General features: G+C 67.6%; 30 protein-coding genes. All 30 read right to left on the reverse strand.

Annotation, left to right across the window (positions count from 1 at the left end; all coding sequences use genetic code 11):
• Positions 1 to 2: 2 nt before the first annotated feature.
• The 30 genes from AB0B86_RS22090 to AB0B86_RS22235 all read right to left on the reverse strand — a co-directional run bounded on the left by AB0B86_RS22090 (position 3) and on the right by AB0B86_RS22235 (position 22,440).
• On the reverse strand, positions 3 to 656 hold the full coding sequence (locus tag AB0B86_RS22090) for an adenylate kinase (RefSeq protein WP_357412696.1): 654 nt from the start codon (positions 654 to 656) through the stop codon (positions 3 to 5).
• Complete coding sequence (secY, locus tag AB0B86_RS22095; protein ID WP_357253566.1) at positions 657 to 1,985, reverse strand: preprotein translocase subunit SecY; 1,329 nt, start codon at positions 1,983 to 1,985, stop codon at positions 657 to 659.
• Positions 1,986 to 2,219: 234 nt separating this feature from the next.
• Positions 2,220 to 2,663, reverse strand: coding sequence for a 50S ribosomal protein L15 (rplO, locus tag AB0B86_RS22100; RefSeq protein ID WP_355032746.1), 444 nt, complete (start codon positions 2,661 to 2,663; stop codon positions 2,220 to 2,222).
• On the reverse strand, positions 2,663 to 2,845 hold the full coding sequence (gene rpmD, locus AB0B86_RS22105) for a 50S ribosomal protein L30 (protein ID WP_007465262.1): 183 nt from the start codon (positions 2,843 to 2,845) through the stop codon (positions 2,663 to 2,665). The genes rplO and rpmD overlap by 1 nt, the downstream gene beginning before the upstream one ends.
• Positions 2,845 to 3,459, reverse strand: a complete 615-nt coding sequence (gene rpsE / locus AB0B86_RS22110; protein WP_007465263.1) for a 30S ribosomal protein S5 — start codon at positions 3,457 to 3,459, stop codon at positions 2,845 to 2,847. Before rpsE ends, rpmD begins: the two co-directional genes overlap by 1 nt.
• 33 nt (positions 3,460 to 3,492) lie before the next feature.
• Positions 3,493 to 3,870 (reverse strand): 50S ribosomal protein L18, encoded by a 378-nt coding sequence (gene rplR / locus AB0B86_RS22115; protein WP_357412720.1) that lies wholly within the window; start codon positions 3,868 to 3,870, stop codon positions 3,493 to 3,495.
• An 8-nt stretch (positions 3,871 to 3,878) separates the two neighbouring features.
• On the reverse strand, positions 3,879 to 4,421 hold the full coding sequence (gene rplF, locus AB0B86_RS22120) for a 50S ribosomal protein L6 (RefSeq protein WP_088950233.1): 543 nt from the start codon (positions 4,419 to 4,421) through the stop codon (positions 3,879 to 3,881).
• 16 nt (positions 4,422 to 4,437) lie between these two features.
• Positions 4,438 to 4,845, reverse strand: a complete 408-nt coding sequence (gene rpsH, locus AB0B86_RS22125) for a 30S ribosomal protein S8 (RefSeq protein WP_007465270.1) — start codon at positions 4,843 to 4,845, stop codon at positions 4,438 to 4,440.
• A 116-nt stretch (positions 4,846 to 4,961) separates the two neighbouring features.
• Positions 4,962 to 5,147: a type Z 30S ribosomal protein S14 gene (locus AB0B86_RS22130; RefSeq protein WP_007465272.1), complete on the reverse strand. Its 186-nt coding sequence runs from the start codon at positions 5,145 to 5,147 to the stop codon at positions 4,962 to 4,964.
• Position 5,148: 1 nt separating this feature from the next.
• Positions 5,149 to 5,715: a 50S ribosomal protein L5 gene (rplE, locus tag AB0B86_RS22135; RefSeq protein ID WP_110563094.1), complete on the reverse strand. Its 567-nt coding sequence runs from the start codon at positions 5,713 to 5,715 to the stop codon at positions 5,149 to 5,151.
• On the reverse strand, positions 5,715 to 6,035 hold the full coding sequence (rplX, locus tag AB0B86_RS22140) for a 50S ribosomal protein L24 (RefSeq protein WP_172899047.1): 321 nt from the start codon (positions 6,033 to 6,035) through the stop codon (positions 5,715 to 5,717). Before rplX ends, rplE begins: the two co-directional genes overlap by 1 nt.
• The gene (gene rplN / locus AB0B86_RS22145) at positions 6,032 to 6,400 is read right to left on the reverse strand and encodes a 50S ribosomal protein L14 (RefSeq protein WP_007073026.1); all 369 of its coding nucleotides are present in this window, start codon (positions 6,398 to 6,400) and stop codon (positions 6,032 to 6,034) included. The genes rplX and rplN overlap by 4 nt, the downstream gene beginning before the upstream one ends.
• A 97-nt stretch (positions 6,401 to 6,497) precedes the next feature.
• Positions 6,498 to 6,776 carry a 30S ribosomal protein S17 gene (gene rpsQ / locus AB0B86_RS22150; protein WP_030489590.1) on the reverse strand — a complete coding sequence of 93 codons (279 nt, stop codon included), beginning with the start codon at positions 6,774 to 6,776 and terminating at the stop codon, positions 6,498 to 6,500.
• Complete coding sequence (gene rpmC, locus AB0B86_RS22155) at positions 6,773 to 7,009, reverse strand: 50S ribosomal protein L29 (RefSeq protein ID WP_007465283.1); 237 nt, start codon at positions 7,007 to 7,009, stop codon at positions 6,773 to 6,775. Before rpmC ends, rpsQ begins: the two co-directional genes overlap by 4 nt.
• Positions 7,009 to 7,434 (reverse strand): 50S ribosomal protein L16, encoded by a 426-nt coding sequence (gene rplP, locus AB0B86_RS22160; protein WP_053653940.1) that lies wholly within the window; start codon positions 7,432 to 7,434, stop codon positions 7,009 to 7,011. Before rplP ends, rpmC begins: the two co-directional genes overlap by 1 nt.
• A gap of 3 nt (positions 7,435 to 7,437) precedes the next feature.
• Positions 7,438 to 8,307 (reverse strand): 30S ribosomal protein S3, encoded by an 870-nt coding sequence (gene rpsC, locus AB0B86_RS22165; RefSeq protein ID WP_007465294.1) that lies wholly within the window; start codon positions 8,305 to 8,307, stop codon positions 7,438 to 7,440.
• Positions 8,307 to 8,765, reverse strand: coding sequence for a 50S ribosomal protein L22 (rplV, locus tag AB0B86_RS22170; protein WP_007465297.1), 459 nt, complete (start codon positions 8,763 to 8,765; stop codon positions 8,307 to 8,309). The genes rpsC and rplV overlap by 1 nt, the downstream gene beginning before the upstream one ends.
• 42 nt (positions 8,766 to 8,807) lie before the next feature.
• Positions 8,808 to 9,089 (reverse strand): 30S ribosomal protein S19, encoded by a 282-nt coding sequence (gene rpsS / locus AB0B86_RS22175; RefSeq protein ID WP_007465299.1) that lies wholly within the window; start codon positions 9,087 to 9,089, stop codon positions 8,808 to 8,810.
• 12 nt (positions 9,090 to 9,101) lie between these two features.
• Positions 9,102 to 9,941 (reverse strand): 50S ribosomal protein L2, encoded by an 840-nt coding sequence (gene rplB, locus AB0B86_RS22180; RefSeq protein ID WP_110563095.1) that lies wholly within the window; start codon positions 9,939 to 9,941, stop codon positions 9,102 to 9,104.
• Between the two features lie 12 nt (positions 9,942 to 9,953).
• The gene (rplW, locus tag AB0B86_RS22185; protein ID WP_007465304.1) at positions 9,954 to 10,256 is read right to left on the reverse strand and encodes a 50S ribosomal protein L23; all 303 of its coding nucleotides are present in this window, start codon (positions 10,254 to 10,256) and stop codon (positions 9,954 to 9,956) included.
• Positions 10,253 to 10,903, reverse strand: coding sequence for a 50S ribosomal protein L4 (rplD, locus tag AB0B86_RS22190; protein WP_088987575.1), 651 nt, complete (start codon positions 10,901 to 10,903; stop codon positions 10,253 to 10,255). Before rplD ends, rplW begins: the two co-directional genes overlap by 4 nt.
• Positions 10,900 to 11,565, reverse strand: a complete 666-nt coding sequence (gene rplC, locus AB0B86_RS22195) for a 50S ribosomal protein L3 (protein ID WP_357419728.1) — start codon at positions 11,563 to 11,565, stop codon at positions 10,900 to 10,902. Before rplC ends, rplD begins: the two co-directional genes overlap by 4 nt.
• Before the next feature lie 11 nt (positions 11,566 to 11,576).
• Positions 11,577 to 11,885 carry a 30S ribosomal protein S10 gene (rpsJ, locus tag AB0B86_RS22200; RefSeq protein WP_007073037.1) on the reverse strand — a complete coding sequence of 103 codons (309 nt, stop codon included), beginning with the start codon at positions 11,883 to 11,885 and terminating at the stop codon, positions 11,577 to 11,579.
• Positions 11,886 to 12,235: 350 nt separating this feature from the next.
• Positions 12,236 to 13,429: an elongation factor Tu gene (gene tuf, locus AB0B86_RS22205; protein ID WP_357412691.1), complete on the reverse strand. Its 1,194-nt coding sequence runs from the start codon at positions 13,427 to 13,429 to the stop codon at positions 12,236 to 12,238.
• Between the two features lie 212 nt (positions 13,430 to 13,641).
• Entirely contained in the window at positions 13,642 to 15,738 is a 2,097-nt protein-coding gene (gene fusA, locus AB0B86_RS22210) for an elongation factor G (protein ID WP_357412689.1), read from the reverse strand.
• Between the two features lie 74 nt (positions 15,739 to 15,812).
• Positions 15,813 to 16,283: a 30S ribosomal protein S7 gene (rpsG, locus tag AB0B86_RS22215; protein ID WP_007465317.1), complete on the reverse strand. Its 471-nt coding sequence runs from the start codon at positions 16,281 to 16,283 to the stop codon at positions 15,813 to 15,815.
• A 1-nt stretch (position 16,284) separates the two neighbouring features.
• Positions 16,285 to 16,659, reverse strand: coding sequence for a 30S ribosomal protein S12 (gene rpsL, locus AB0B86_RS22220; RefSeq protein ID WP_007465318.1), 375 nt, complete (start codon positions 16,657 to 16,659; stop codon positions 16,285 to 16,287).
• A gap of 508 nt (positions 16,660 to 17,167) precedes the next feature.
• On the reverse strand, positions 17,168 to 17,539 hold the full coding sequence (locus AB0B86_RS22225) for a hypothetical protein (RefSeq protein ID WP_357419731.1): 372 nt from the start codon (positions 17,537 to 17,539) through the stop codon (positions 17,168 to 17,170).
• A gap of 552 nt (positions 17,540 to 18,091) precedes the next feature.
• Positions 18,092 to 18,460: a hypothetical protein gene (locus tag AB0B86_RS22230; RefSeq protein ID WP_357412687.1), complete on the reverse strand. Its 369-nt coding sequence runs from the start codon at positions 18,458 to 18,460 to the stop codon at positions 18,092 to 18,094.
• Between the two features lie 92 nt (positions 18,461 to 18,552).
• Complete coding sequence (locus AB0B86_RS22235; protein WP_357412685.1) at positions 18,553 to 22,440, reverse strand: DNA-directed RNA polymerase subunit beta'; 3,888 nt, start codon at positions 22,438 to 22,440, stop codon at positions 18,553 to 18,555.
• Positions 22,441 to 22,516 lie beyond the last annotated feature (76 nt).

A 22,516-nucleotide genomic window follows, 5' to 3' on the forward strand; every position in this document is an offset into this window, starting at 1 on the left:
TCTCAGCCGCCGTACGACCGCAGTGCGTCGATGGCCCGGGTGGTGACGTCCTCCACCGGGCCGGTGGCGTCGATCCCTACCAGCTTGCCCTGAGCGCCGTAGTAGTCGACAAGGGGCGCGGTCTTCTCGCTGTACTCCCGCAGGCGGGTGGCGATCGTCTCCGGCTTGTCGTCATCGCGCTGGAACAACTCGGCGCCGCACCTGTCGCAGATGCCCGGCCGGGAGGTGGCGTCGAACTCGACGTGCCAGATCTTGCCGCAGCCCCGGCAGGTACGCCTACCGGAGAGCCGCCTGATCACCTCGTCGTCGTCGACCACCAGCTCCAGGACCAGATCCAGCGCGGTGCCCAGGTCGGCGAGGAGCTTGTCCAGGGCGGCCGCCTGCGGAGTGGTCCGCGGGAAGCCGTCGAGCAGGAAGCCCTCGCTGGCATCGGGCTCGGCCAGCCGGTCCCGGACCATGTTGATGGTGACCTCGTCCGGAACCAGCTCGCCTGCGTCCATGTATCGCTTGGCCTCGACGCCGAGCGGCGTGCCCTGGGTGACGTTCGAGCGGAAGATGTCTCCGGTCGAGATCTTGGGTACCGACAGGTGCGCGGCGACGAACTCCGCCTGCGTGCCCTTACCCGCACCCGGCGGGCCAACCAGAACGAGTCTCATCTACCGCAGGAACCCTTCGTAGTTCCGCTGCATGAGTTGGCTCTCGATCTGCTTCACGGTCTCCAGACCGACGCCGACCATGATGAGCACAGCGGTGCCACCGAACGGGAAGTTCTGGTACTGCTGACTGTCCAGCCAGATGAAGAAGAAGTTCGGCAGGATCGAGATGATGCCGAGGTAGAGCGCACCCGGCAGGGTGATCCGGCTGAGGATGAAGTCGAGGTAGTCGGCAGTCGGCTTGCCCGGCCGGATACCCGGCACGAACCCGCCGTACTTCTTCATGTTGTCCGCGACCTCGGTCGGATTGAACGTGATCGAGACGTAGAAGTACGTGAAGAAGATGATCAGCAGGAAGTAGACCGAGATGTAGATCGGGCTGTTCGGCGCGACCAGGTTGTTCTGGATCCACGCCTGGACCTTGCCCGGATCGTTCTGGTCGAAGAACTGCAGGGCCAACTGTGGCAGGTAGAGCAGCGACGAGCCGAAGATGACCGGGATCACACCGGCCTGGTTGACCTTCAGCGGGATGTAGGTCGAGGTGCCGCCGTACATCCGCCGGCCGATCATCCGCTTGGCGTACTGCACCGGGATCCGGCGCTGCGCCTGCTCGATGAAGGTGACAGCTGTGATGACCACCAGAACCAGCGCGATGACCAGGGCGAACTTGCCCCAACCCTGGCTGGTCTTGATCTGCCAACCCTCGCCGGGCAACCGGGCCGCGATCGAGGTGAAGATCAGAACGGACATGCCGTTGCCGACGCCGCGGTCGGTGATCAGCTCACCGAGCCACATGACCATGCCGGTGCCGGCGGTCATGGTGATCACCAGGATGGTCAGGGTCAGCCAGTCCGGGATGCCGGTGCCGGTCGGGATGATCGGGAACTGGTCGCAGCGGTTCTGGAACAGCTGGCCGGAGCGGGCCAGCGCCACGAACGCCGAAGCCTGCAGCACACCGAGACCGAGGGTCAGGTAGCGGGTGTACTGCGTGATCTTCGCCTGGCCGGCCTGGCCTTCCTTGCGGAGCTGCTCCAGCCGCGGGATCACGACGGTCAGCAGCTGCAGGATGATCGACGCGGTGATGTAGGGCATGATGCCCAGCGCGAAGACCGAGAGCTGTAGCAGCGCTCCGCCGGAGAAGAGGTTGAGCAGATTCAGCGGGCCCGTCGTGTCACCCGAGATGGAGTCGAGGCACTTCTGCACGTTGCCGTACGAGACGCCCGGGCTGGGGAGCGTCGCACCCAGCCGGTAGACCGCGATGATGCCTACTGTGAACAGCAGCTTCTTGCGCAGGTCAGGCGTACGGAACGCACTGAGAAAGGCGGACAGCAACTTCTTCCTCCTGCGCGAGGCGGGCCGCCGGTGATCCCTGGCGGGTGGGGGTGGATCACGGGCGAGTGCCCGCAATCCATGGCTGGGATGGGACTCTAACAGTCCGACCCCGGTCCGGGCAGATGCGCCCGACTACATAAATCGATTCCGATATTACCGGGCCGTCGAAGGCCCAGGCAGACCATGGCGCCCGCCAGTTGCTCACAACTGGACGGGCGCCATGGGTGGTACGCCTTACAGCTCGGTGGCGGAGCCACCGGCGGCAGCGATCTTCTCCTTGGCCGACGCACTGAACGCGTGCGCGGAGACCTGGAGCGCCACACCGCCGAGGTCCCCGGTGCCGAGGACCTTGACCGGGTGACCCTTGCGAACCGCGCCGGACTCGACGAGCTCCAGCGGGCCGACCTGACCACCATTCGGGAACAGCTCAGCAAGCCGGTCCAGGTTGACCACCTGGAAGACGACCTTGAACCTGTTCTTGAAGCCCTTCATCTTCGGCAGGCGCATGTGGATGGGCATCTGCCCACCCTCGAACGCCGCCGAGATGTTCTTGCGGGCCTTGGAACCCTTGGTACCGCGACCAGCGGTCTTGCCCTTGGAACCCTCACCGCGACCCACGCGGGTCTTCGCGGTCTTGGAACCGGGCGCCGGGCGCAGGTGATGCACCTTGATCGTCATTACTCGACCTCCTCGACCTTCACGAGGTGGCTCACAGTGAAGATCATGCCGCGGATCTCGGGCCGGTCCTCCTTGACCACCACGTCGTTGATCCGCTTGAGACCGAGCGAACGCAGCGACTCACGCTGGTTGTGCTTGGTCCCGATACCGGACCGGAGCTGGGTGACCTTCAGACGTGCCATCAGCGCGCCACCCCCGCACGCGACGCCAGCATGGCGGCCGGCGCGACGTCCTCCACCGGCAGACCACGACGCGCCGCGACCTGCTCGGGGGACTCAAGCCCCTTCAGGGCCGCCACGGTGGCGTGCACGATGTTGATCGGGTTCGACGAGCCGAGGCTCTTGGAGAGCACGTCGTGGATCCCGGCGCACTCCAGCACGGCGCGCACCGGACCACCGGCGATGACACCCGTACCGGCCGAGGCCGGCTTGAGCAGCACGACGCCAGCGGCGTCCTCACCCGTCACCGGGTGCGGGATCGACTGACCGATCCGCGGCACCTTGAAGAAGTGCTTCTTGGCCTCCTCGACACCCTTGGCGATCGCCGCGGGCACCTCCTTGGCCTTTCCGTAGCCCACGCCGACCGTGCCGTCGCCGTCGCCCACGATCACCAGGGCGGTGAAGCTGAAGCGACGACCACCCTTCACGACCTTGGCGACGCGGTTGATCGCGACGACCCGCTCAAGGTGCGGGGTCTTCTCGACGGGCGCGTTTCCGCGGCCGCCCTCACGGCGGTTGTCGCGGCGACCACCCTCGTTGCCACCGGACCCGCCGCCACGGCGCTGTTGACCTGGCATCAGCAGCCTTCCTTATCTCTCGTGACGGGGTTGTTAGAACTCGAGCCCGGCTTCGCGGGCGGCGTCGGCAAGCGCGGCGACTCGCCCCGCGTACCGGTTGCCGCCGCGGTCGAAGACGACCTTGGAGACGCCGGCGGCCTTGGCCCGCTCGGCGAGCAGCGCGCCCACCTTGCCGGCGAGGGCGCTCTTGTCGCCCTCCGTGCCGCGCAGCGAGGTGTCCAGGGTCGACGCCGACGCCAGGGTGTGACCCTTGGTGTCGTCGACGATCTGGGCGACCATGTGCCGCAGCGAACGGGTGACGACCAGGCGCGGACGCTCGGCCGTACCTGTGACGTTCTTGCGGACGCGGAAGTGTCGACGCGCACGCCCGACGGCGCGCTTGGCGGCGACACCGCGGCGGCGCTTGAGCAGCGTGGCGCTCACTTCTTACCTGCCTTTCCGGCCTTGCGGCGGATGACCTCGCCCTGGTACTTCACGCCCTTGCCCTTGTAGGGCTCCGGCGGGCGGATCTTCCGGATGTTGGCGGCGACCTCACCGACCTGCTGCTTGTCGATGCCAGCAACGTGGAACAGGGTCGGCCGCTCCACCGTGAAGGTGATGCCCGCCGGGGCGGGGACGACCACCGGGTGCGAGAACCCGAGCGCGAACTCGAGGTCCGAACCCTTGGCGGTGACCCGGTAACCGGTGCCGGCGATCTCCAGGCTCTTGCGGTAGCCCTCGGTGACCCCGACGATCATGTTGGCAACCAGCGTACGGCTCAGGCCGTGGAGCTCCTTGGCCTTGCGCTCGTCGTTGGGCCGGTTGACGCTCAGCTGCCCATCCTCGGCCCGCTCGACCGTGATCGGCTCGGCGAGGGTGTGCTCAAGCTGGCCCTTGGGGCCCTTGACCTTGACGGTCTGCCCGTCGATCGTGATGTCGACGCCGGCTGGTACCGGGATCGACTTACGTCCAATTCGCGACATTTCTACCAGTCTCCCGTTACCAGACGAAGGCGAGGACTTCCCCGCCAACACTCCGCTTGCGGGCCTGCCGGTCGGTCAGCAGCCCCTGGGACGTCGAAATGATCGCCACGCCCAGCCCACCGAGCACCCGCGGGAGCCCGTCCGACTTGGCGTACACCCGGAGACCGGGCTTGGACACGCGCTTGATGCCGGCCAGGCTCCGCTCGCGGTTCTGGCCGTACTTCAGCTCGACGACCAGTCGCTTGCCGACGGCACCCTCCTCGGGCTCCTCGACCGACCAGGTGGCGATGTATCCCTCGGCCTTCAGGACCTCGGCGATGTTCGCCTTGATCTTGGAGTAGGGCATCTTCACCTGGTCGTGGTACGCCTGGTTGGCGTTACGCAGACGCGTGAGCATGTCTGCGATCGGGTCGGTCATCGTCATGGATTTCGTCAGCCTTTCTCGCCGGGGTTCCCGGGGCATCAGCCCCGGGCCTACGGCGAAGAGCAATACCTAATCGGTGCAGGAGTTCCCGGCCGACGGCCGGGACGCGGTCGCCCTTACCAGGAAGCCTTGGACACGCCCGGCAGCTCACCGCGGTGAGCCATCTCCCGGATGCAGACCCGGCAGAGCCCGAACTTGCGGTAGACCGCCTTCGGACGCCCGCACCGCTGGCAGCGGGTGTACGCGCGAACCGAGAACTTCGGCTTCGCGGCCGCCTTGATGATCAGCGCCTTCTTGGCCATCTCAGTTCTCCTTGAACGGGAAGCCCAGGAGCTTGAGCAGCGCCCGGCCCTCGTCGTCGGTCGTGGCGGTCGTGACCACCGTGATGTCCATGCCCCGCTGGCGATCGATCCGGTCCTGGTCGATCTCGTGGAACACCGACTGCTCGGTCAGACCGAACGTGTAGTTGCCGTGCCCGTCCAGCTTGCGCCCGTCCAGACCGCGGAAGTCGCGGATACGCGGCAGCGAGATGGACAGCAGCCGGTCCAGGAACTCCCACATCCGGTCGCCGCGAAGGGTCACCTTCGCACCGATCGGCATGCCCTCGCGCAGCTTGAACTGCGCGATGGACTTGGTCGCCCGCCGCACCTGCGGCTTCTGGCCGGTGATCGTGGCGAGGTCGCGGACCGCGCCGTCGATCAGCTTGGCGTCGCGAGCAGCCTCGCCGACACCCATGTTGACGACGATCTTGACCAGCCGCGGCACCTGCATGGGGTTGCCGTAGCTGCGCTGCTCACGCAGCTGGGCCACGATCTCGTTGCGGTACCGCTCCTTGAGGCGCGGCAGGGTCTTTTCGGTAGCCGTGGTCATCACAGGTCCTTACCGGTGCTACGCGCGATGCGGACCTTCTGGCCGTTGTCGTCGATCCGGTAACCGACGCGGGTCGGCTTGCCGTCGGAGTCCAGGACCTGCACGTTCGAGACGTGGATCGGGGCCTCCTGAGTGACGATGCCGCCGGTCTTGGCGCCACGCTGGGTGGTGCTGATGCGGGTGTGCTTCTTGACCCGGTTCACGCCCTCGACCAGGACCTTGTCCTGCCGCGGGTAGGCCTGAATGACCTTGCCCTTGGCACCCTTGTCCTTGCCGGCGATGACGACGACCGTGTCGCCCTTCTTGACCTTCACGGTCACAACACCTCCGGCGCGAGGGAAATAATCTTCATGAACCGCTTGTCCCGCAGCTCCCGGCCCACCGGGCCGAAGATGCGGGTACCACGCGGGTCCCCGCCGTCCTTGATGATGACGGCGGCGTTCTCGTCGAAGCGGATGTACGAGCCATCCGGCCGACGCTTCTCCTTGGCCGTGCGAACGACGACCGCCTTGACGACGTCGCCCTTCTTCACACCGGCACCCGGGATGGCGTCCTTGACCGTGGCCACGATGACGTCGCCGATGCTCGCGTAGCGCCGACCCGAGCCACCGAGAACCCGGATGCACAGGATCTCCCGAGCACCCGTGTTGTCGGCGACGCGCAGTCGCGACTCCTGCTGAATCACGTCTATCTCCTATGTCTGCCGGTTCTCCGGCCGCCGTAGCGGCCGGAGCCTGGCGGAACCTACGCCCGACGCAACGCCGGGCGAGCTCGAGCCTTCGCTACTTGGCCTTTTCCAGGATCTCCACGATCCGCCAACGCTTGGTGGCGCTCAGCGGCCGGGTCTCCATGATGAGAACCCGGTCACCGGTGCCAGCGGCGTTCTGCTCGTCGTGCACCTTCAGCTTTGCCGTACGGCGCATGATCTTGCCGTACAGCGCGTGCCGAACCCGGTCCTCGACCTCGACCACGACGGTCTTGTCCATCTTGTCGCTGATCACCAGGCCCTCGCGGACCTTGCGGCGCGACCGTGCGGCGGCGGTGGCGGTCTCTTCGGTCATGATGCAGTCACCTCAGTCGGCGCGGCCGAGAGCCCCAGCTCGCGCTCACGCATGATCGTGTAGATCCGGGCGATCTCCCGACGGATGACCTGCAACCGCCGGTTGTTGTCGAGCTGCCCGGTTGCGGCCTGCACGCGGAGGTTGAACAGCTCCGCCTTGGCCTCCCGCAGCTTCGTGACCAGCTCCTCTTCGGAGAGCTCACGCAGCTCGGTCGCCTTAACGCCCGCTGCCATCAGGATTCACCCACTTCGCGCGTAACAATGCGGCACTTCATCGGGAGCTTGTGGATCGCGCGACGCATGGCCTCTCGCGCGGTCTGCTCGTTGGGGAAGGACATCTCGAAGAGAACCCGCCCCGGCTTGACGTTGGCGACCCACCACTCGGGCGAACCCTTACCGGAACCCATCCGGGTCTCGGCAGGCTTCTTGGTGAGGGCCTGGTCCGGGAAGATCGTGATCCAGACCTTGCCACCACGCTTGATGTGGCGAGTCATCGCGATACGTGCCGACTCGATCTGCCGGTTCGTCACGTACGCCGGCTCGAGAGCCTGGATCCCGAACTCGCCGAACACCACCCGGTTGCCACCCTTGGACGCGCCACTGCGGTCCGGGTGGTGCGGCTTGCGGAAGCCCTTCGGGGGCTTGCGCGGCATCAGCATCTGTCAGCCCTCCTGCTGCGTTTCTGCCGGAGCAGCCGCGGCGGCGACAGCTGCGCTGTCCACCGGCTCGCCGCTCGGCGTCTCGGCCTGCTGCGCGATGGTGGTCGCAGCAGCCCGCCCGGCCTCGGTGCCACCGGCCGTGGTGCCGGACGAACCCGACCGGCCACGACGCGGACGCTCGGGACGGTCGCCACGCTCACCACGACGCGGGCGGGACGGACCGGCCTCGGCCGGAGCCTCCCGGCCCGGGACGGCGTCGCCCTTGTAGATCCAGACCTTCACACCGATCCGACCGAACGTGGTACGGGCCTCGAAGAAGCCGTACTCGATGTTGGCCCGCAGCGTGTGCAGCGGAACCCGGCCCTCACGGTAGAACTCGGTCCGGCTCATCTCGGCGCCGCCGAGGCGGCCCGAGACCTGAACCCGGATGCCCTTGCAGACCGGGTTCTTCATCGCCGACTGCATGGCCTTGCGCATCGCCCGACGGAAGCTGACCCGGCTGGACAGCTGCTCGGCCACGCCCTGCGCGACCAGCTGAGCGTCCGACTCGGGGTTCTTCACCTCGATGATGTTCAGCTGAACCTGCTTGCCGGTGAGCTTCTCCAGCTCGCCGCGGATCCGGTCGGCCTCCGCACCCTTACGGCCGATGACGATGCCCGGCCGGGCGGTGTGGATGTCGACCCGGACCCGGTCGCGGGTGCGCTCGATGTCGACCTTGGAAATCCCGGCACGCTCGAGGCCCTTGGACATCATCCGGCGGATCTTGACATCCTCGCCGATGTAGTCCTTGTAGAGCTTGTCTGCGAACCAGCGGGACTTCCAGTCGGTCGAGATGCCGAGCCGGAACCCAGTGGGGTGAACCTTCTGACCCATTACTCGGCGTCCTCCGTCTTGCTCTGCGCTTCGGCCGGTGCGGCCTCCGTGGCCGGGGCGGCCTTCTTCGCCGCGGCCTTCCTCGGCGCTGCCGGCGCGACCGCTTCGACCGCCACGGTGATGTGGCAGGTGCGCTTGCGGATTCGGTACGCCCGACCCTGCGCCCGCGGCTGGAACCGCTTCATCGTCGGGCCCTCGTCCACGAAGGCCTCGCTGACGAGCAGCGCGTCGGGGTCCAGCCGCTCGTTGTTCTCCGCGTTGGCGATCGCGCTAGCGAGCACCTTGTACACCTGCTCGCTCGCAGCCTGCGGCGCGAACTGCAGCACCGTGAGCGCCTCCTTCGCGGGCAGGCCGCGGACGAGGTTGACCACCCGGCGCGCCTTCATCGGCGAGATGCGCACGTGCCGCGCAACCGCCCGCGCGCCCGGAAGCACCGGAGCGTCGCCCTTTCCTGGCATCGCTGTAACCCCTTGTTCCCTCTATCCGTATGCCTGGCGGCGTCAGCGCCGACGGCTCTTCCGGTCGTCCTTCTCGTGACCCTTGAACGTGCGGGTCAGCGCGAACTCGCCGAGCTTGTGCCCGACCATCGCCTCGGTCACGAACACCGGGACGTGCTTGCGTCCGTCGTGAACGGCGATCGTGTGCCCCAGCATCTCGGGGATGATCGTCGAACGCCGCGACCAGGTCTTGATCACGTTCTTGGAGCCCTTGTCGTTCTGTACTTCCACCTTCTTGAGCAGGTGGTCGTCGACGAACGGGCCCTTCTTCAGGCTGCGAGGCATGTCTTATCTCCCTCAGCCGCGCTTACGCGTGGCGTAGCGGCGGCGGACGATCAGCCGGTCACTCGGCTGGCCCTTACGGCGGGTGCGGCCCTCGGGCTTACCCTGCGGGTTGACCGGGTGGCGACCACCGGAGGTCTTACCCTCACCACCACCGTGCGGGTGGTCGACCGGGTTCATGGCGACACCACGGACGGTCGGGCGCTTGCCCTTCCACCGCATCCGGCCGGCCTTGCCCCAGTTGATGTTCGACTGGTCGGCGTTACCGATCTCGCCGACGCTGGCGCGGCAGCGGACGTCCACCCGCCGGATCTCGCCGGACGGCATACGCAGGGTCGCGTACGCGCCCTCGCGGCCGAGCAGCTGGATACCGACACCGGCGGACCGGGCCAGCTTGGCCCCGCCACCCGGACGCAGCTCCACGTTGTGGATGGTGGTACCGACCGGGATGTTGCGCAGCGGCAGGTTGTTACCCGGCTTGATGTCGGCGCCCGGCCCGGACTCGACGCGGTCGCCCTGCTTCAGGTCCTTCGGCGCGATGATGTACCGCTTCTCGCCGTCGGCGTAGTGCAGCAGCGCGATGCGCGCCGTGCGGTTCGGGTCGTACTCGATGTGAGCGACCTTCGCCGGCACGCCGTCCTTGTCGACCCGCTTGAAGTCGATCAGACGGTACTGGCGCTTGTGACCGCCGCCGTGGTGCCGCGTGGTGATCCGGCCGTGGGCGTTACGCCCGCCCTTCTTCGGCAGCGGAACCAGCAGCGACTTCTCCGGCGTGGACCGGGTGATCTCGGCGAAGTCAGCGACACTCGAGCCACGTCGGCCCGGCGTCGTCGGCTTGTACTTACGGATAGCCATTGTCTACACCCCTCAGCTGACCGGGCCGCCGAAGGCCTCGATGCGGTCACCGTCAGCCAGCTTCACGATCGCCCGCTTGGTCGCCTTGCGCTGACCGAAGCCGGTCTTGGTGCGCTTGCGCTTACCCTGGCGGTTGAGCGTGTTGACCGTCAGGACGCGGACGTTGAAGATCTGCTGGATAGCGATCTTGATCTCGGTCTTGTTCGCGTCCGGGTGCACCAGGAAGGTGTACCAGTTCCGGTTCAGCTCGCTGTAGCTCTTCTCCGAGACGACCGGCGCCACGATGATGTCGCGCGGGTCGGCGATCGTGCTCACTTGCCACCCTCCTCGGTGGTCTCGGCGGGCACGCCCAGGAACTCGTCCAGGGCGTCCTTGGTGAAGACCACGTCGTCGGCCACCAGCACGTCGTACGTGTTCAGCTGGCCGGACTCGATCAGGTGCACGCGCGGCTCGTTGCGCAGCGACACCCAGTTCAGCTCGTCGGTGCTGCTCAGCACGACCAGGACCCGACGGGCCTCGGTGAGCTTGGCCAGCGTGGCCAGGGCCGCCTTGGTCGACGGCTTCTCGCCCGAGACGAACGCCTCGACGACGTGCACCTGCCCGGCGCGGGCCCGGTCGGAGAGGGCACCCCGCAGCGCGGCGGCCTTCATCTTCTTCGGGGTCCGCTGGCTGTAGTCGCGCGGCACGGGACCGTGCACGACGCCACCGCCAGCGAACTGCGGCGCGCGGATCGAGCCCTGCCGGGCGCGACCGGTGCCCTTCTGCTTGTACGGCTTCTTGCCGCCACCGGCGACCTCGCCGCGGGTCTTGGCCTTGTGCGTGCCCTGTCGGGCCGCCGCGAGCTGGGCCACCACGACCTGGTGCATCAGCGCGACGTTGGCCTGCACGTCGAAGATGTCCGCCGGCAGCTCGACCGAGCTGCTGGTGGTGCCTTCGACGGTGCGCACGTCAACGGTGGTCACTTGGCCGCACCGCCCTTCTTGACCTTGATCTTGGCCGCGGTACGGACCAGAACCAGCGCGCCCTTCGGACCGGGGATGGCACCCCGGACGAGCAGCAGGTTGTTCTCGGTGTCGACCGCCTGGACGGTGAGGTTCTGCACGGTGTACCGCACGCCACCCATCCGACCGGCCATCCGAGTGCCCTTGAAGACGCGACCGGGGGTCGCGCAGGCGCCGATGGAACCGGGCGAACGGTGCTTGCGCTCGACACCGTGACCGGCACCCAGACCGTGGAAGCCGTGCCGCTTCATCGGGCCGGCGTAACCCTTGCCCTTGGTCTTGCCGGTGACGTCGATGGTGACGCCGGCCGGGAACTCCTCGACGGTCACTTCCTGGCCGAGCGAGTATTCCCCCGCGTCAGTGGTGCGCAGCTCGACGATGTGCCGGCGCGGCGCCACGTCCGCCTTGGCGTAGTGCCCGCTGACCGGCTTCTTGACCTTGCGCGGGTCGATGGTGCCGTAGGCCAGCTGGACCGCGGAGTAACCGTCCTTCTCGGCGCTACGAACCTGGCTGATGACGCACGGGCCGGCCTCGACCACGGTCACGGGAACAACCTTGTTGTTGTCCCAGACCTGGGTCATGCCGAGCTTGGCGCCCAGGATCCCCTTGACTTGCCTGTCCATTTGTCCGGTCCCTACAGCTTGATCTCGATGTCGACGCCAGCCGGCAGGTCGAGGCGCATGAGCGAGTCGACCGTCTTCGGGGTCGGGTCGATGATGTCGATCAGCCGCTTGTGCGTGCGCATCTCGAAGTGCTCGCGCGAGTCCTTGTACTTGTGCGGCGAGCGGATAACGCAGAAACGGTTGATCTCCGTGGGCAGCGGCACCGGGCCCGCGACCTGCGCCCCGGTGCGCGTCACCGTCTCGACGATCTTCCGAGCCGAGGAGTCGACGACCTCGTGGTCATAGGCCTTGAGCCGGATGCGGATCTTCTGTCCCGCCATGGTGGCTTCTGTTCCTTCTCTCGATGCCGCTGTGTTGCGGGCGCCTGTGCCGGCTGGCACAGGCCCACTTCGCCGACCCCCGCGGTCGGGCGTGTCGCGCCCTCGGGCCAGGCTCCGCCCCGTGTTTCCGGAGTGGTGCTGACCGCGCGGTGGGTCAAGGCGCCGATCGCATTACCGCGACCTGAACGCCGTGCGAGGGTGGTTGGCGACTGGGCCGCCAACCACCCCACGCTCGACTGTCTCGCCACCCGGAGGTTCAGCGAAAGCCGAACACAGGCGACGAACTGTCGTTACGCAACCTGACTAGTATGCCGCACGACCGGCGGCGGGTCTAATCGGGGTTACCTAGTTCACTTGATGATCTTGGTGACGAACCCGGCGCCGACGGTGCGGCCACCCTCGCGGATCGCGAACTTGAGGTTCTCCTCCATGGCGATGGGCTGGATCAGCTTCACCGACATGGAGGTGTTGTCGCCCGGCATGACCATCTCGGTGCCCTCGGGGAGGGTGACGACACCGGTGACGTCCGTGGTCCGGAAGTAGAACTGCGGACGGTAGTTCTGGAAGAACGGGGTGTGCCGGCCGCCCTCCTCCTTGGAGAGGATGTAGACCGTCGCCTCGAACTCCGTGTGCGGGGTGTTCGAGCCCGGCTTCACGACGACCATGCCGCGCTCGACCTCGTCGCGCTTGGTGCCACGCAGCAGCAGGCCGACGTTCTCGCCTGCGCGGGCGTCGTCCAGGGTCTTCCGGAACATCTCGATCGCGGTGACCTTGGTCTTGAAGCTCTTCTCCTTGATACCGACGAGCTCAACATCCTCGTTCGGCAGGAGAACGCCGCGCTCCACGCGACCGGTGACGACGGTGCCACGACCGGTGATCGTGAAGACGTCCTCAACCGGCATCAGGAACGGCATGTCGACCTCGCGCTCCGGCTGCGGGATCGAGGTGTCGACCGCGGACATCAGGTCCAGCAGCTTGCCGGTCCACTCGGGGTCACCCTCGAGGGCCTTCAGCGCCGAAACCCGGACGACCGGCAGGTCGTCACCCGGGTACTCCTGCGAGGAGAGCAGCTCACGAACCTCGAGCTCGACGAGCTCCAGGAGCTCCTCGTCATCGACCATGTCGCTCTTGTTGAGCGCCACGACGATGTACGGCACGCCAACCTGACGGGCCAGCAGCACGTGCTCGCGGGTCTGCGGCATCGGGCCGTCGGTCGCCGCGACCACCAGGATCGCGCCGTCCATCTGCGCGGCACCGGTGATCATGTTCTTGATGTAGTCCGCGTGGCCGGGGCAGTCGACGTGCGCGTAGTGCCGCGCCTCGGTCTGGTACTCGACGTGCGCGATCGAGATCGTGATGCCGCGGGCCTTCTCCTCCGGCGCCTTGTCGATCTCGTCGAACGGCGTGTAGGGGTTCAGGTCCGGGTACTGGTCGTGCAGGACCTTGGTGATGGCCGCCGTCAGCGTCGTCTTACCGTGGTCGATGTGACCAATGGTGCCGATGTTGACGTGCGGCTTAGTCCGCTCGAACTTAGCCTTCGCCACTGGTGTCCTCCTGTGGACTTCTTGGTTCGTACGCCCGGCGCGCCGGTCGGCGCTTAGGACTCTGTCGACAGCCTTTCCGACCTGACGGTCGGAGAGCCTTTGTGGGTTCTGCGGCGATGAAGCCTACAGGCCCGGTCTCACGCGATCCGATCGTGGTGGCCGCGGGCGGGTGAACCCTCCCGCGACCAACCACGAATCACCTGCTCAGGGCGTTACTCGCCCGTTGCCTTGGCGATGATCTCCTTCGCGACGCTCTGCGGAACCTCGGCGTAGGAGTCGAACTGCATGCTGTAGCTAGCCCGGCCCTGGGTCTTCGACCGCAGGTCGCCGACGTAGCCGAACATCTCCGACAACGGCACCAGAGCCCTGACGATGCGGGCGCCACTGCGCTCCTCCATCGCCTGGATGATGCCGCGGCGGGAGTTGAGGTCACCGATGACGTCACCCATGTTCTCCTCAGGAGTGGTGACTTCAACGGCCATCATCGGCTCGAGCAACGCGGGATCGGCCTTGCGGGCCGCGTCCTTCATCACCATCGAGCCGGCGATCTTGAATGCCATTTCCGACGAGTCGACCTCGTGGTACTGGCCGTCGAGCAGCGTCAGCTTGACACCGACCAGCGGGAAGCCCGCCAGGATGCCGTACTGCAGCGCGTCCTGCGCACCGGCGTCCACCGAGGGGATGAACTCCCGGGGGATCCGGCCGCCGCTGACGGCGTTCGCGAACTCGTAGGTCGGCGAGTCGTTGTCCAGCGGCAGCGGCTCGACGCTCACGATCACGCGGGCGTACTGGCCGGAACCACCGGTCTGCTTCTTGTGGGTGTACTCGACCTTCTCCACCTTGCGGCGGATGGTCTCGCGGTACGCCACCTGCGGCTTGCCGACGTTCGCCTCGACGTTGAACTCGCGGCGCATCCGGTCGACCAGGATGTCCAGGTGCAGCTCGCCCATGCCGGAGATGACCGTCTGACCGGTCTCCTCGTCGAGCTGGACGCGGAAGGTCGGGTCCTCCTCGGCCAGCCGCTGGATGGCGGTGCCGAGCTTCTCCTGGTCGGACTTGGTCTTCGGCTCGATCGCCACCGAGATGACCGGCTCCGGGAAGGTCATCGACTCCAGGATCACCGGGTTCGCCGGGTCGGAGAGCGTGTCGCCGGTGGTGGTCTGCTTGAGACCCTGCACGGCGATGATGTCGCCGGCCTGCGCCGACGGACGCTCTTCGCGCTTGTTGGCGTGCATCTGGTAGATCTTGCCGATCCGCTCCTTGCGGTCCTTGGTGGAGTTGACCACCTGGGAACCGGAATCGAGCGTGCCGGAGTAGACCCGCACGTAGGTGAGCTTGCCCAGGTGCTTGTCCGTCTGAATCTTGAAGGCCAGACCGGAGAAGGGCTCCGAGTTGGACGGCTTGCGCAGCAGCGGGGTCTCGCCGTCGGGGGCCGTACCCTCGATCGCCGGAACGTCGAGCGGCGACGGCAGGAAGTCGACAACGGCGTCGAGCATGGGCTGGACGCCCTTGTTCTTGAACGCCGAGCCGCACAGCACCGGGTTGGCCTTGCCGGCGATGGTGGCACGCCGGATGGCGGCCTTGATCTCCTCGACGGAGACCTCTTCGCCTTCCAGGTACTTCTCCATCACCGAGTCGTCGACGTCGGCGAGGGTCTCCATCAGCTTCTCGCGCCACTCGGCAGCGGAGTCGGCCAGGTCGGCCGGGATCTCCTCAACCGCGTAGTCCTCACCCTTCTGGGTCTCCCCACGCCAGGTGAGAGCGCGCATGCCGATCAGGTCGACGACACCGATGTGGTCGCCCTCGAGCCCGATCGGGATCTGGAGCACCAGCGGGGTGGCGTTGAGCCGGTCGATCATCATCTGCACGCAGCGGAAGAAGTCGGCGCCGGTCCGGTCGAGCTTGTTGACGAAGCACATCCGCGGGACGTTGTACTTGTCGGCCTGCCGCCAGACGTTCTCCGTCTGCGGCTCCACGCCGGCGACACCGTCGTAGACCGCTACCGCACCATCCAGGACCCGCAGCGACCGCTCGACCTCGACCGTGAAGTCGACGTGGCCAGGCGTGTCGATGATCTGGATCGTGTGGCCCTTCCACTCACACTTGGTAGCAGCGGAGGTGATGGTGATACCACGCTCCTGCTCCTGCTCCATCCAGTCCATGACGGCAGCGCCCTCGTGGACCTCACCGATCTTGTACGTGATGCCGGTGTAGAACAGGATCCGCTCGGTGGTCGTGGTCTTACCAGCATCGATGTGCGCCATGATGCCGATGTTGCGTACGTTGGCGAGCGCGTCTGCGGCGGCCACTTCAATCCCTACTTATCGTCGTCTCGACACAACTGGTGGCGGTTCCGGCGCCCAGAGGCGCCGGAACCAGGGTGTTACCAGCGGTAGTGCGCGAAGGCCTTGTTCGACTCGGCCATCTTGTGCGTGTCCTCGCGCCGCTTGACGGCGGCACCGAGGCCGTTGCTCGCGTCCAGCAGCTCGTTCATCAGCCGCTCGACCATGGTCTTCTCGCGACGGGCGCGGGAGTAGGTGACCAGCCAGCGCAGGCCCAGGGTGGTCGCCCGGGTCGGGCGGACCTCCACCGGCACCTGGTAGGTGGCGCCACCGACCCGACGGCTGCGTACCTCGAGGGTCGGCTTGACGTTGTCCATCGCCCGCTTGAGGGTGACGACCGGGTCGGTGCCGGACTTCTCGCGGCAGCCCTCGAGGGCCGCGTACACGATCGACTCGGCGAGCTGACGCTTGCCGCGGAGCAGGATCTTGTTCACCAGCTGGGTGACCAGCGGCGAGTTGTACACCGGGTCAGCGACCAGTGGCCGCCGCGGAGCGGGTCCCTTACGCGGCATGTCAGCTCTTCTCCTTCTTCGCGCCGTAACGGCTGCGCGCCTGCTTGCGGTTGCGGACACCCTGGGTGTCAAGCGAACCGCGGACGATCTTGTAACGCACGCCGGGGAGGTCCTTCACCCGGCCACCGCGCACGAGCACGATCGAGTGCTCCTGGAGGTTGTGACCGACGCCCGGGATGTAGGCGGTCACCTCGATCTGGCTGCTGAGCTTCACGCGAGCGACCTTGCGCAGCGCCGAGTTCGGCTTCTTCGGGGTGGTGGTGTACACGCGGGTGCACACGCCGCGCCGCTGAGGGGAACCCTTCAGCGCCGGGGTCTTGGTCTTGGTCGTCTTCGCCTGGCGGCCCTTTCGGACCAGCTGCTGGATCGTGGGCACCGGGTTTCTCCGCTCCCTTCGGCCGCATCCGCGGCCGCGCCGTCTGCTCGTTAGCCGGCCTGCTGACCGGCTCTCCTACATTCCGACCCGGGGCCACCTCACGGAGACCCCGGCACCCGCGGTCGGGCGTGTCGCCTTTCCGCGGTCCCGTTGCGGACGCTCACGCGTGCGATCGGGTTTGTGTCACCGGCGCGCGGGTCGCCCCGCCCCGGATCCTTGGCTTGTCGTGCCGCCGCCCGGGATCCGGAAACAGCGCACGCACGAGTTGCCCGGGCATGCCCGGGCACAAGGGGAAAGAGTACCTACCACAACCGCCCAGGTCAAAACGGAAGGGCCCGGCGACTGTCCTACGCCCGCCGGCCGAATCTCGTCCTGCCCCGTCGCCCGCGATGGGCACCTACGGAGACAAGTGTACCGGCTTCCCCGCAGGACCACCCGTCGGCCCCGGGCCGGACGGTGGCAGACGGGCCCGAACGGGGTCGGGTGCCGCAGCGGGCGGTGACCAGCCTCAGGTCAGCGCGAGCAGCAGCGCGACGCCGAGCCCGAGGAGGCTGAGCAGGGCCCCCGCCGCACCGCAGCTGATGCCGGCCACCGCGAGCCCTCGGCCGGTGAACCGGACCGCAGGGGGCGCGGCCGGCCGACGGATCTGCCGCCGGCCGAGCAGACCGGTGACCACCGCCCCGGCGCCGGCCAGCAAACCGAGCGCGGCGAACGCTCCGGAAGCCCAGGCCCCACCCTCGTCCACGAAGGCCACGCCGAAGCAGATCACCAGCAAGGACACCAGGACCGACGCGATCCCGGCCACCAGGGACCCGATGGCCAACCCCGACGTGACCGGGGCCACATCGAGGTGCACGACCCCGAACGGGGTGCCCGGCACCGTCTCCACCCGCTTCGGCGGCCGATGCTGGGCGTCGCTGGGTGGCGGAACCGGATGGCCCGGCATGCCCGCCCAACCGGGTGCCGAACCGGACCCCGGCGGACCCCACCCGGGCGGCACACCCGCCCCAGACTGCGGCGGACCCCAACCCGGCGGCACACCCGCCCCAGACTCCGGCGGACCCCAACCGGGCGGAGCCGCCGGCCCGGACTGCGGCGGACCCCAGCTCGGCGGTGTCGGGGGCGGCACTCCGGGGCCCGGGTCCGCCTGGCCGGAGCCGGGGAGACTCGTCGTACCCCAGCCGGGGTGCGGCGCGCCCCAACTCGGCGTGGACGCGGGTGGGTGCGCCTCGTTGCTCGGGCCCGGTCGGGCCCAGTCGGTGTGCTCGGACGGAGTCGGCTCGGACGGAGCCGGCTGGCCGGCCGGCTCGTCCGCAGGGGGCCGCGCCGGATCCGTCACGTGGTCCTCCTGTCGAAAGGCCGCCATCGCCGCACGGCGGACACCGGCCAGGCTACCGCCGGGGGTGCCGGCACCGTCGGCGGGCGCGGCGGCTCAGTCCATGTTCGCCGGATAGTCGTGGCCCAACGGCGTACCGGCCAACCGCACCACGCCGATCACCACCGCCGTCACCACGCTGACCGCAACCAGCACCAGGCCGGCCCAGGCCATCCGCTCTCCGCGCCGCAGCCACCTGCCGCCGGTCAGGAAACCCCCCGAGGAGTACGCCTCCCGGCGAGCCTGCCGGGCCAGTTGCAGTGCCACCGTCGCCGGCACCACCCCGCCGATGAACAACCCGGTCAGCAGGCCGAGCAGTCCGAGCGCGAAAACCGCCCGGGCCTTGGTGGCTCGGGCCGGATCCGGGTCCAACGGGTGGCGCAGCCCCTGCTGCGCGACGGACGCCTGCCCGGGTGCGGTCGTCATCCCCCCATCATGCCGAACTCGGACCGGGGTGGGTGGGTCCGGATACGACGAGGCCCCCGGTGGGTACCGGGGGCCTCGTCGTGTGCCTGGTGTTAGCGGTACGACCCGAAGTCGAAGTCGTCAAGCGGCACAGCCTGCCCGCTGGCCGGTCCGAAGCCGTAGTCGGTCTCCGGGTACCCGGTCATCGAGTAGACCTTGGCCTTGGCCTCCTCGGTCGGCTCGACCCGGACGTTGCGGTACTTGCTGATGCCCGTACCGGCCGGGATGAGCTTTCCGATGATCACGTTCTCCTTGAGGCCGACCAGCGAGTCGCTGCGCGAGTTGATCGCAGCGTCGGTCAGCACCCGGGTGGTCTCCTGGAAGGAGGCCGCCGAGAGCCAGGAGTCGGTGGCCAGCGAGGCCTTGGTGATACCCATCAGCACCGGACGGCCGGCGGCGGGCTCGCCGCCTTCCGAGACGAGCCGGCGGTTCTCCGACTCGAACAGCGCCCGGTCGACAAGCACACCCGGCAGGAACTCGGTCGAGCCGGAGTCGATGACCGTCACCCGCTTGAGCATCTGGCGAATGATGATCTCGATGTGCTTGTCGTGGATGAGCACACCCTGCGAGCGGTAGACCTCCTGGACCTCACTGGTCAGGTGGACCTGGACCGCCCGCGGACCCATGATCCGCAGCAGCTCGTGCGGGTCGATGGTGCCCTCGGTCAGCTTCTCGCCGACCGCGACGTGACCGCCGTCGTGGGTCCGGAGCTTGACCCGCTTGGAGATCTTGTCGTAGACGATCTCCTCGCTGCCGTCGTCCGGCACCACGATGATCTTCCGCGAGCGCTCGCCGTCCTCGATCCGGATCCGACCCGGGGTGTCGGCGATGGGCGCCTTACCCTTCGGGACCCGGGCCTCGAAGATCTCCTGCACACGCGGCAGACCCTGGGTGATGTCCTCACCCGCGACACCACCGGTGTGGAAGGTACGCATCGTCAGCTGCGTACCGGGCTCACCGATGGACTGGGCGGCGATGATGCCGACCGCCTCGCCGATGTCGACAGACTTGCCGGTCGGCAGCGACCGGCCGTAGCAGGCCGCGCAGACGCCCAGCTTCGACTCGCAGGTGAGCACGCTGCGCACCCGGACCGTCTCCACGCCGGCGGCGACGATCTTGTCGACCCCGATGGAGTTGATGTCCTGGCCGCGCTCGGCGACCACGGTGCCGTCCGGCCCCTTGATGTCGTCGGCCAGGGTCCGGGCGTGCACGCTGGTCTCGGCGTGGGTGTGGACGACGAGCTTGCCGTCGAGCTTCTCGCCGATCTGCATCGGGATCGCCCGGTCGGTGCCGCAGTCCTCTTCACGGATGATGACGTCCTGCGAGACGTCCACCAGACGACGGGTCAGGTAACCCGAGTCGGCGGTCCGCAGCGCGGTGTCGGCGAGACCCTTACGGGCACCGTGCGTGGAGATGAAGTACTCCAGCACGGACAGACCCTCCCGGTAGCTGGCCTTGATCGGCCGCGGGATGATCTCGCCCTTCGGGTTGGCCACCAGACCACGGATCGCGGCGATCTGCCGGAGCTGGAGCAGGTTACCGCGGGCACCCGAGTTGATCATCTTCCACAGTGGGTTCTCCTGCGGCAGAGCGGTGTCCATCTCCTTGGCGACCTCGTTGGTCGCCTTGGTCCAGATCGTGATGAGCTCGCCGCGACGCTCCTCGGCGGTCATCAGACCACGCTGGTACTGCTTGTCGATCTGGTCGGCTTCCTTCTCGTACTTCGCCAGGATCTCCGCCTTGCGCGGCGGAGCGATGACGTCCTCCATGCCGATCGTCACGCCGGACCAGGTGGCCCAGTGGAAACCGGCCTCCTTGAGCCCGTCCAGGGTGGCCGCGAGGGCCACCTTGGGGAAGCGCTCGGCGAGGTCGTTGACGATCGCGGAGAGCTGACCCTTGCGGATCTCGTAGTTCACGAAGCGGTAGCCCTGCGGCAGCGTCTCGTTGAACAGCACCCGACCCAGGGTGGTCTCCACGGTCAGCGGGTCACCCTCGACCCAGCCCTCCGGGGCGGTCCACGGCTCGGCGCCGGCACCGTTGTCCACACCGACCACGGACCGCAGGCGGATCTTCACCGGGGCCTGCAGGTGCAGCTCGCCGTTGTCGAAGGCCATCCGCGCCTCGGCGTCCGAGCTGAACGCCCGGCCCTCGCCCTTCTCACCGGCGGTGAGGTGGGTGAGGTGGTACAGACCGATGACCATGTCCTGGGTGGGCATGGTGACCGGCTTACCGTCGGCCGGCTTGAGGATGTTGTTCGACGACAGCATCAGGATCCGCGCCTCGGCCTGCGCCTCGGCGGACAGCGGCACGTGCACCGCCATCTGGTCACCGTCGAAGTCGGCGTTGAACGCGGTGCAGACCAGCGGGTGGATCTGGATCGCCTTGCCCTCGACCAGCTGGGGCTCGAAGGCCTGGATGCCCAGACGGTGCAGGGTCGGCGCGCGGTTCAGCAGCACCGGGTGCTCGCCGATGACCTCTTCCAGCACGTCCCACACGACCGGGCGCTGACGCTCGACCATCCGCTTGGCGGACTTGATGTTCTGGGCGTGGTTGAGGTCGACGAGCCGCTTCATCACGAACGGCTTGAACAGCTCCAGCGCCATCTGCTTGGGCAGGCCACACTGGTGCAGCTTGAGCTTCGGGCCGACCACGATGACCGAACGGCCGGAGTAGTCGACGCGCTTGCCGAGCAGGTTCTGCCGGAACCGGCCCTGCTTGCCCTTGAGCATGTCGGACAGCGACTTGAGCGGGCGGTTACCCGGGCCGGTGACCGGCCGACCACGACGGCCGTTGTCGAACAGCGCGTCGACGGCCTCCTGGAGCATCCGCTTCTCGTTGTTGACGATGATCTCGGGTGCGCCGAGGTCGATCAGTCGCTTGAGGCGGTTGTTCCGGTTGATCACGCGGCGGTACAGGTCGTTCAGGTCCGAGGTCGCGAAGCGGCCACCGTCGAGCTGCACCATCGGGCGCAGGTCCGGCGGGATGACCGGGACGCAGTCCAGCACCATGCCGAGCGGCGAGTTGCGGGTGTTCAGGAACGCCGCGACGACCTTGAGTCGCTTGAGCGCCCGGATCTTCCGCTGGCCCTTGCCGGACCGGATGGTCTCCCGCAGGCTCTCGGCCTCGGCGTCGAGGTCCATGTTCTGGACCAGCGCCTTGATCGCCTCCGCGCCCATGGAACCGGTGAAGTACTCACCGAACCGGTCGCGCAGCTCGCGGTAGAGCAGCTCGTCGGTGACCAGCTGCTTCGGCTCCAGCTTGCGGAAGGTGTCAAGCACCTCGTCCAGGCGGTCGATCTCGCGCTGGGCCCGGTCGCGGATCTGGCGCATCTCGCGCTCTCCGCCCTCCTTGACCTTGCGCCGGACGTCCGCCTTGGCACCCTCGGCCTCCAGCTCGGCCAGGTCGGCCTCGAGCTTGGCGGCCCGCTTCTCGATCTCCGAGTCGCGGCTGTTCTCGGACTGCCGCTTCTCGGCCAGGATCTCGTTCTCGATCGTCGAGAGGTCGCGGTGACGCGACTCCGCGTCCACGCTCGTCACGACGTACGAGGCGAAGTAGATGATCTTCTCGAGGTCCTTGGGGGCGAGGTCCAGCAGGTAGCCCAGCCGGCTCGGCACGCCCTTGAAGTACCAGATGTGGGTCACCGGAGCAGCGAGCTCGATGTGCCCCATCCGCTCACGACGGACCTTGGAGCGAGTCACCTCGACGCCGCAGCGCTCACAGATGATGCCCTTGAACCGGACGCGCTTGTACTTACCGCAGTAGCACTCCCAGTCCCGCTGCGGACCGAAGATCTTCTCGCAGAAGAGCCCGTCCTTTTCCGGCTTCAGGGTGCGGTAGTTGATCGTCTCAGGCTTCTTGACCTCGCCGTGCGACCACTGACGGATGTCGTCGGCGGTGGCGAGACCAATGCGCAGCTCGTCGAAGAAGTTGACGTCGAGCACTATGTCCCCTATGTCGTCGTCTGTACTGCTAATTCTCGGGCGGGGTCGGGGGCCGGCGAACCGGCCCCCGACCGCT

Origin of the sequence: Micromonospora sp. NPDC049047, from assembly GCF_040649135.1 — a bacterium.
Taxonomy (GTDB): Bacteria; Actinomycetota; Actinomycetes; order Mycobacteriales; family Micromonosporaceae; genus Micromonospora.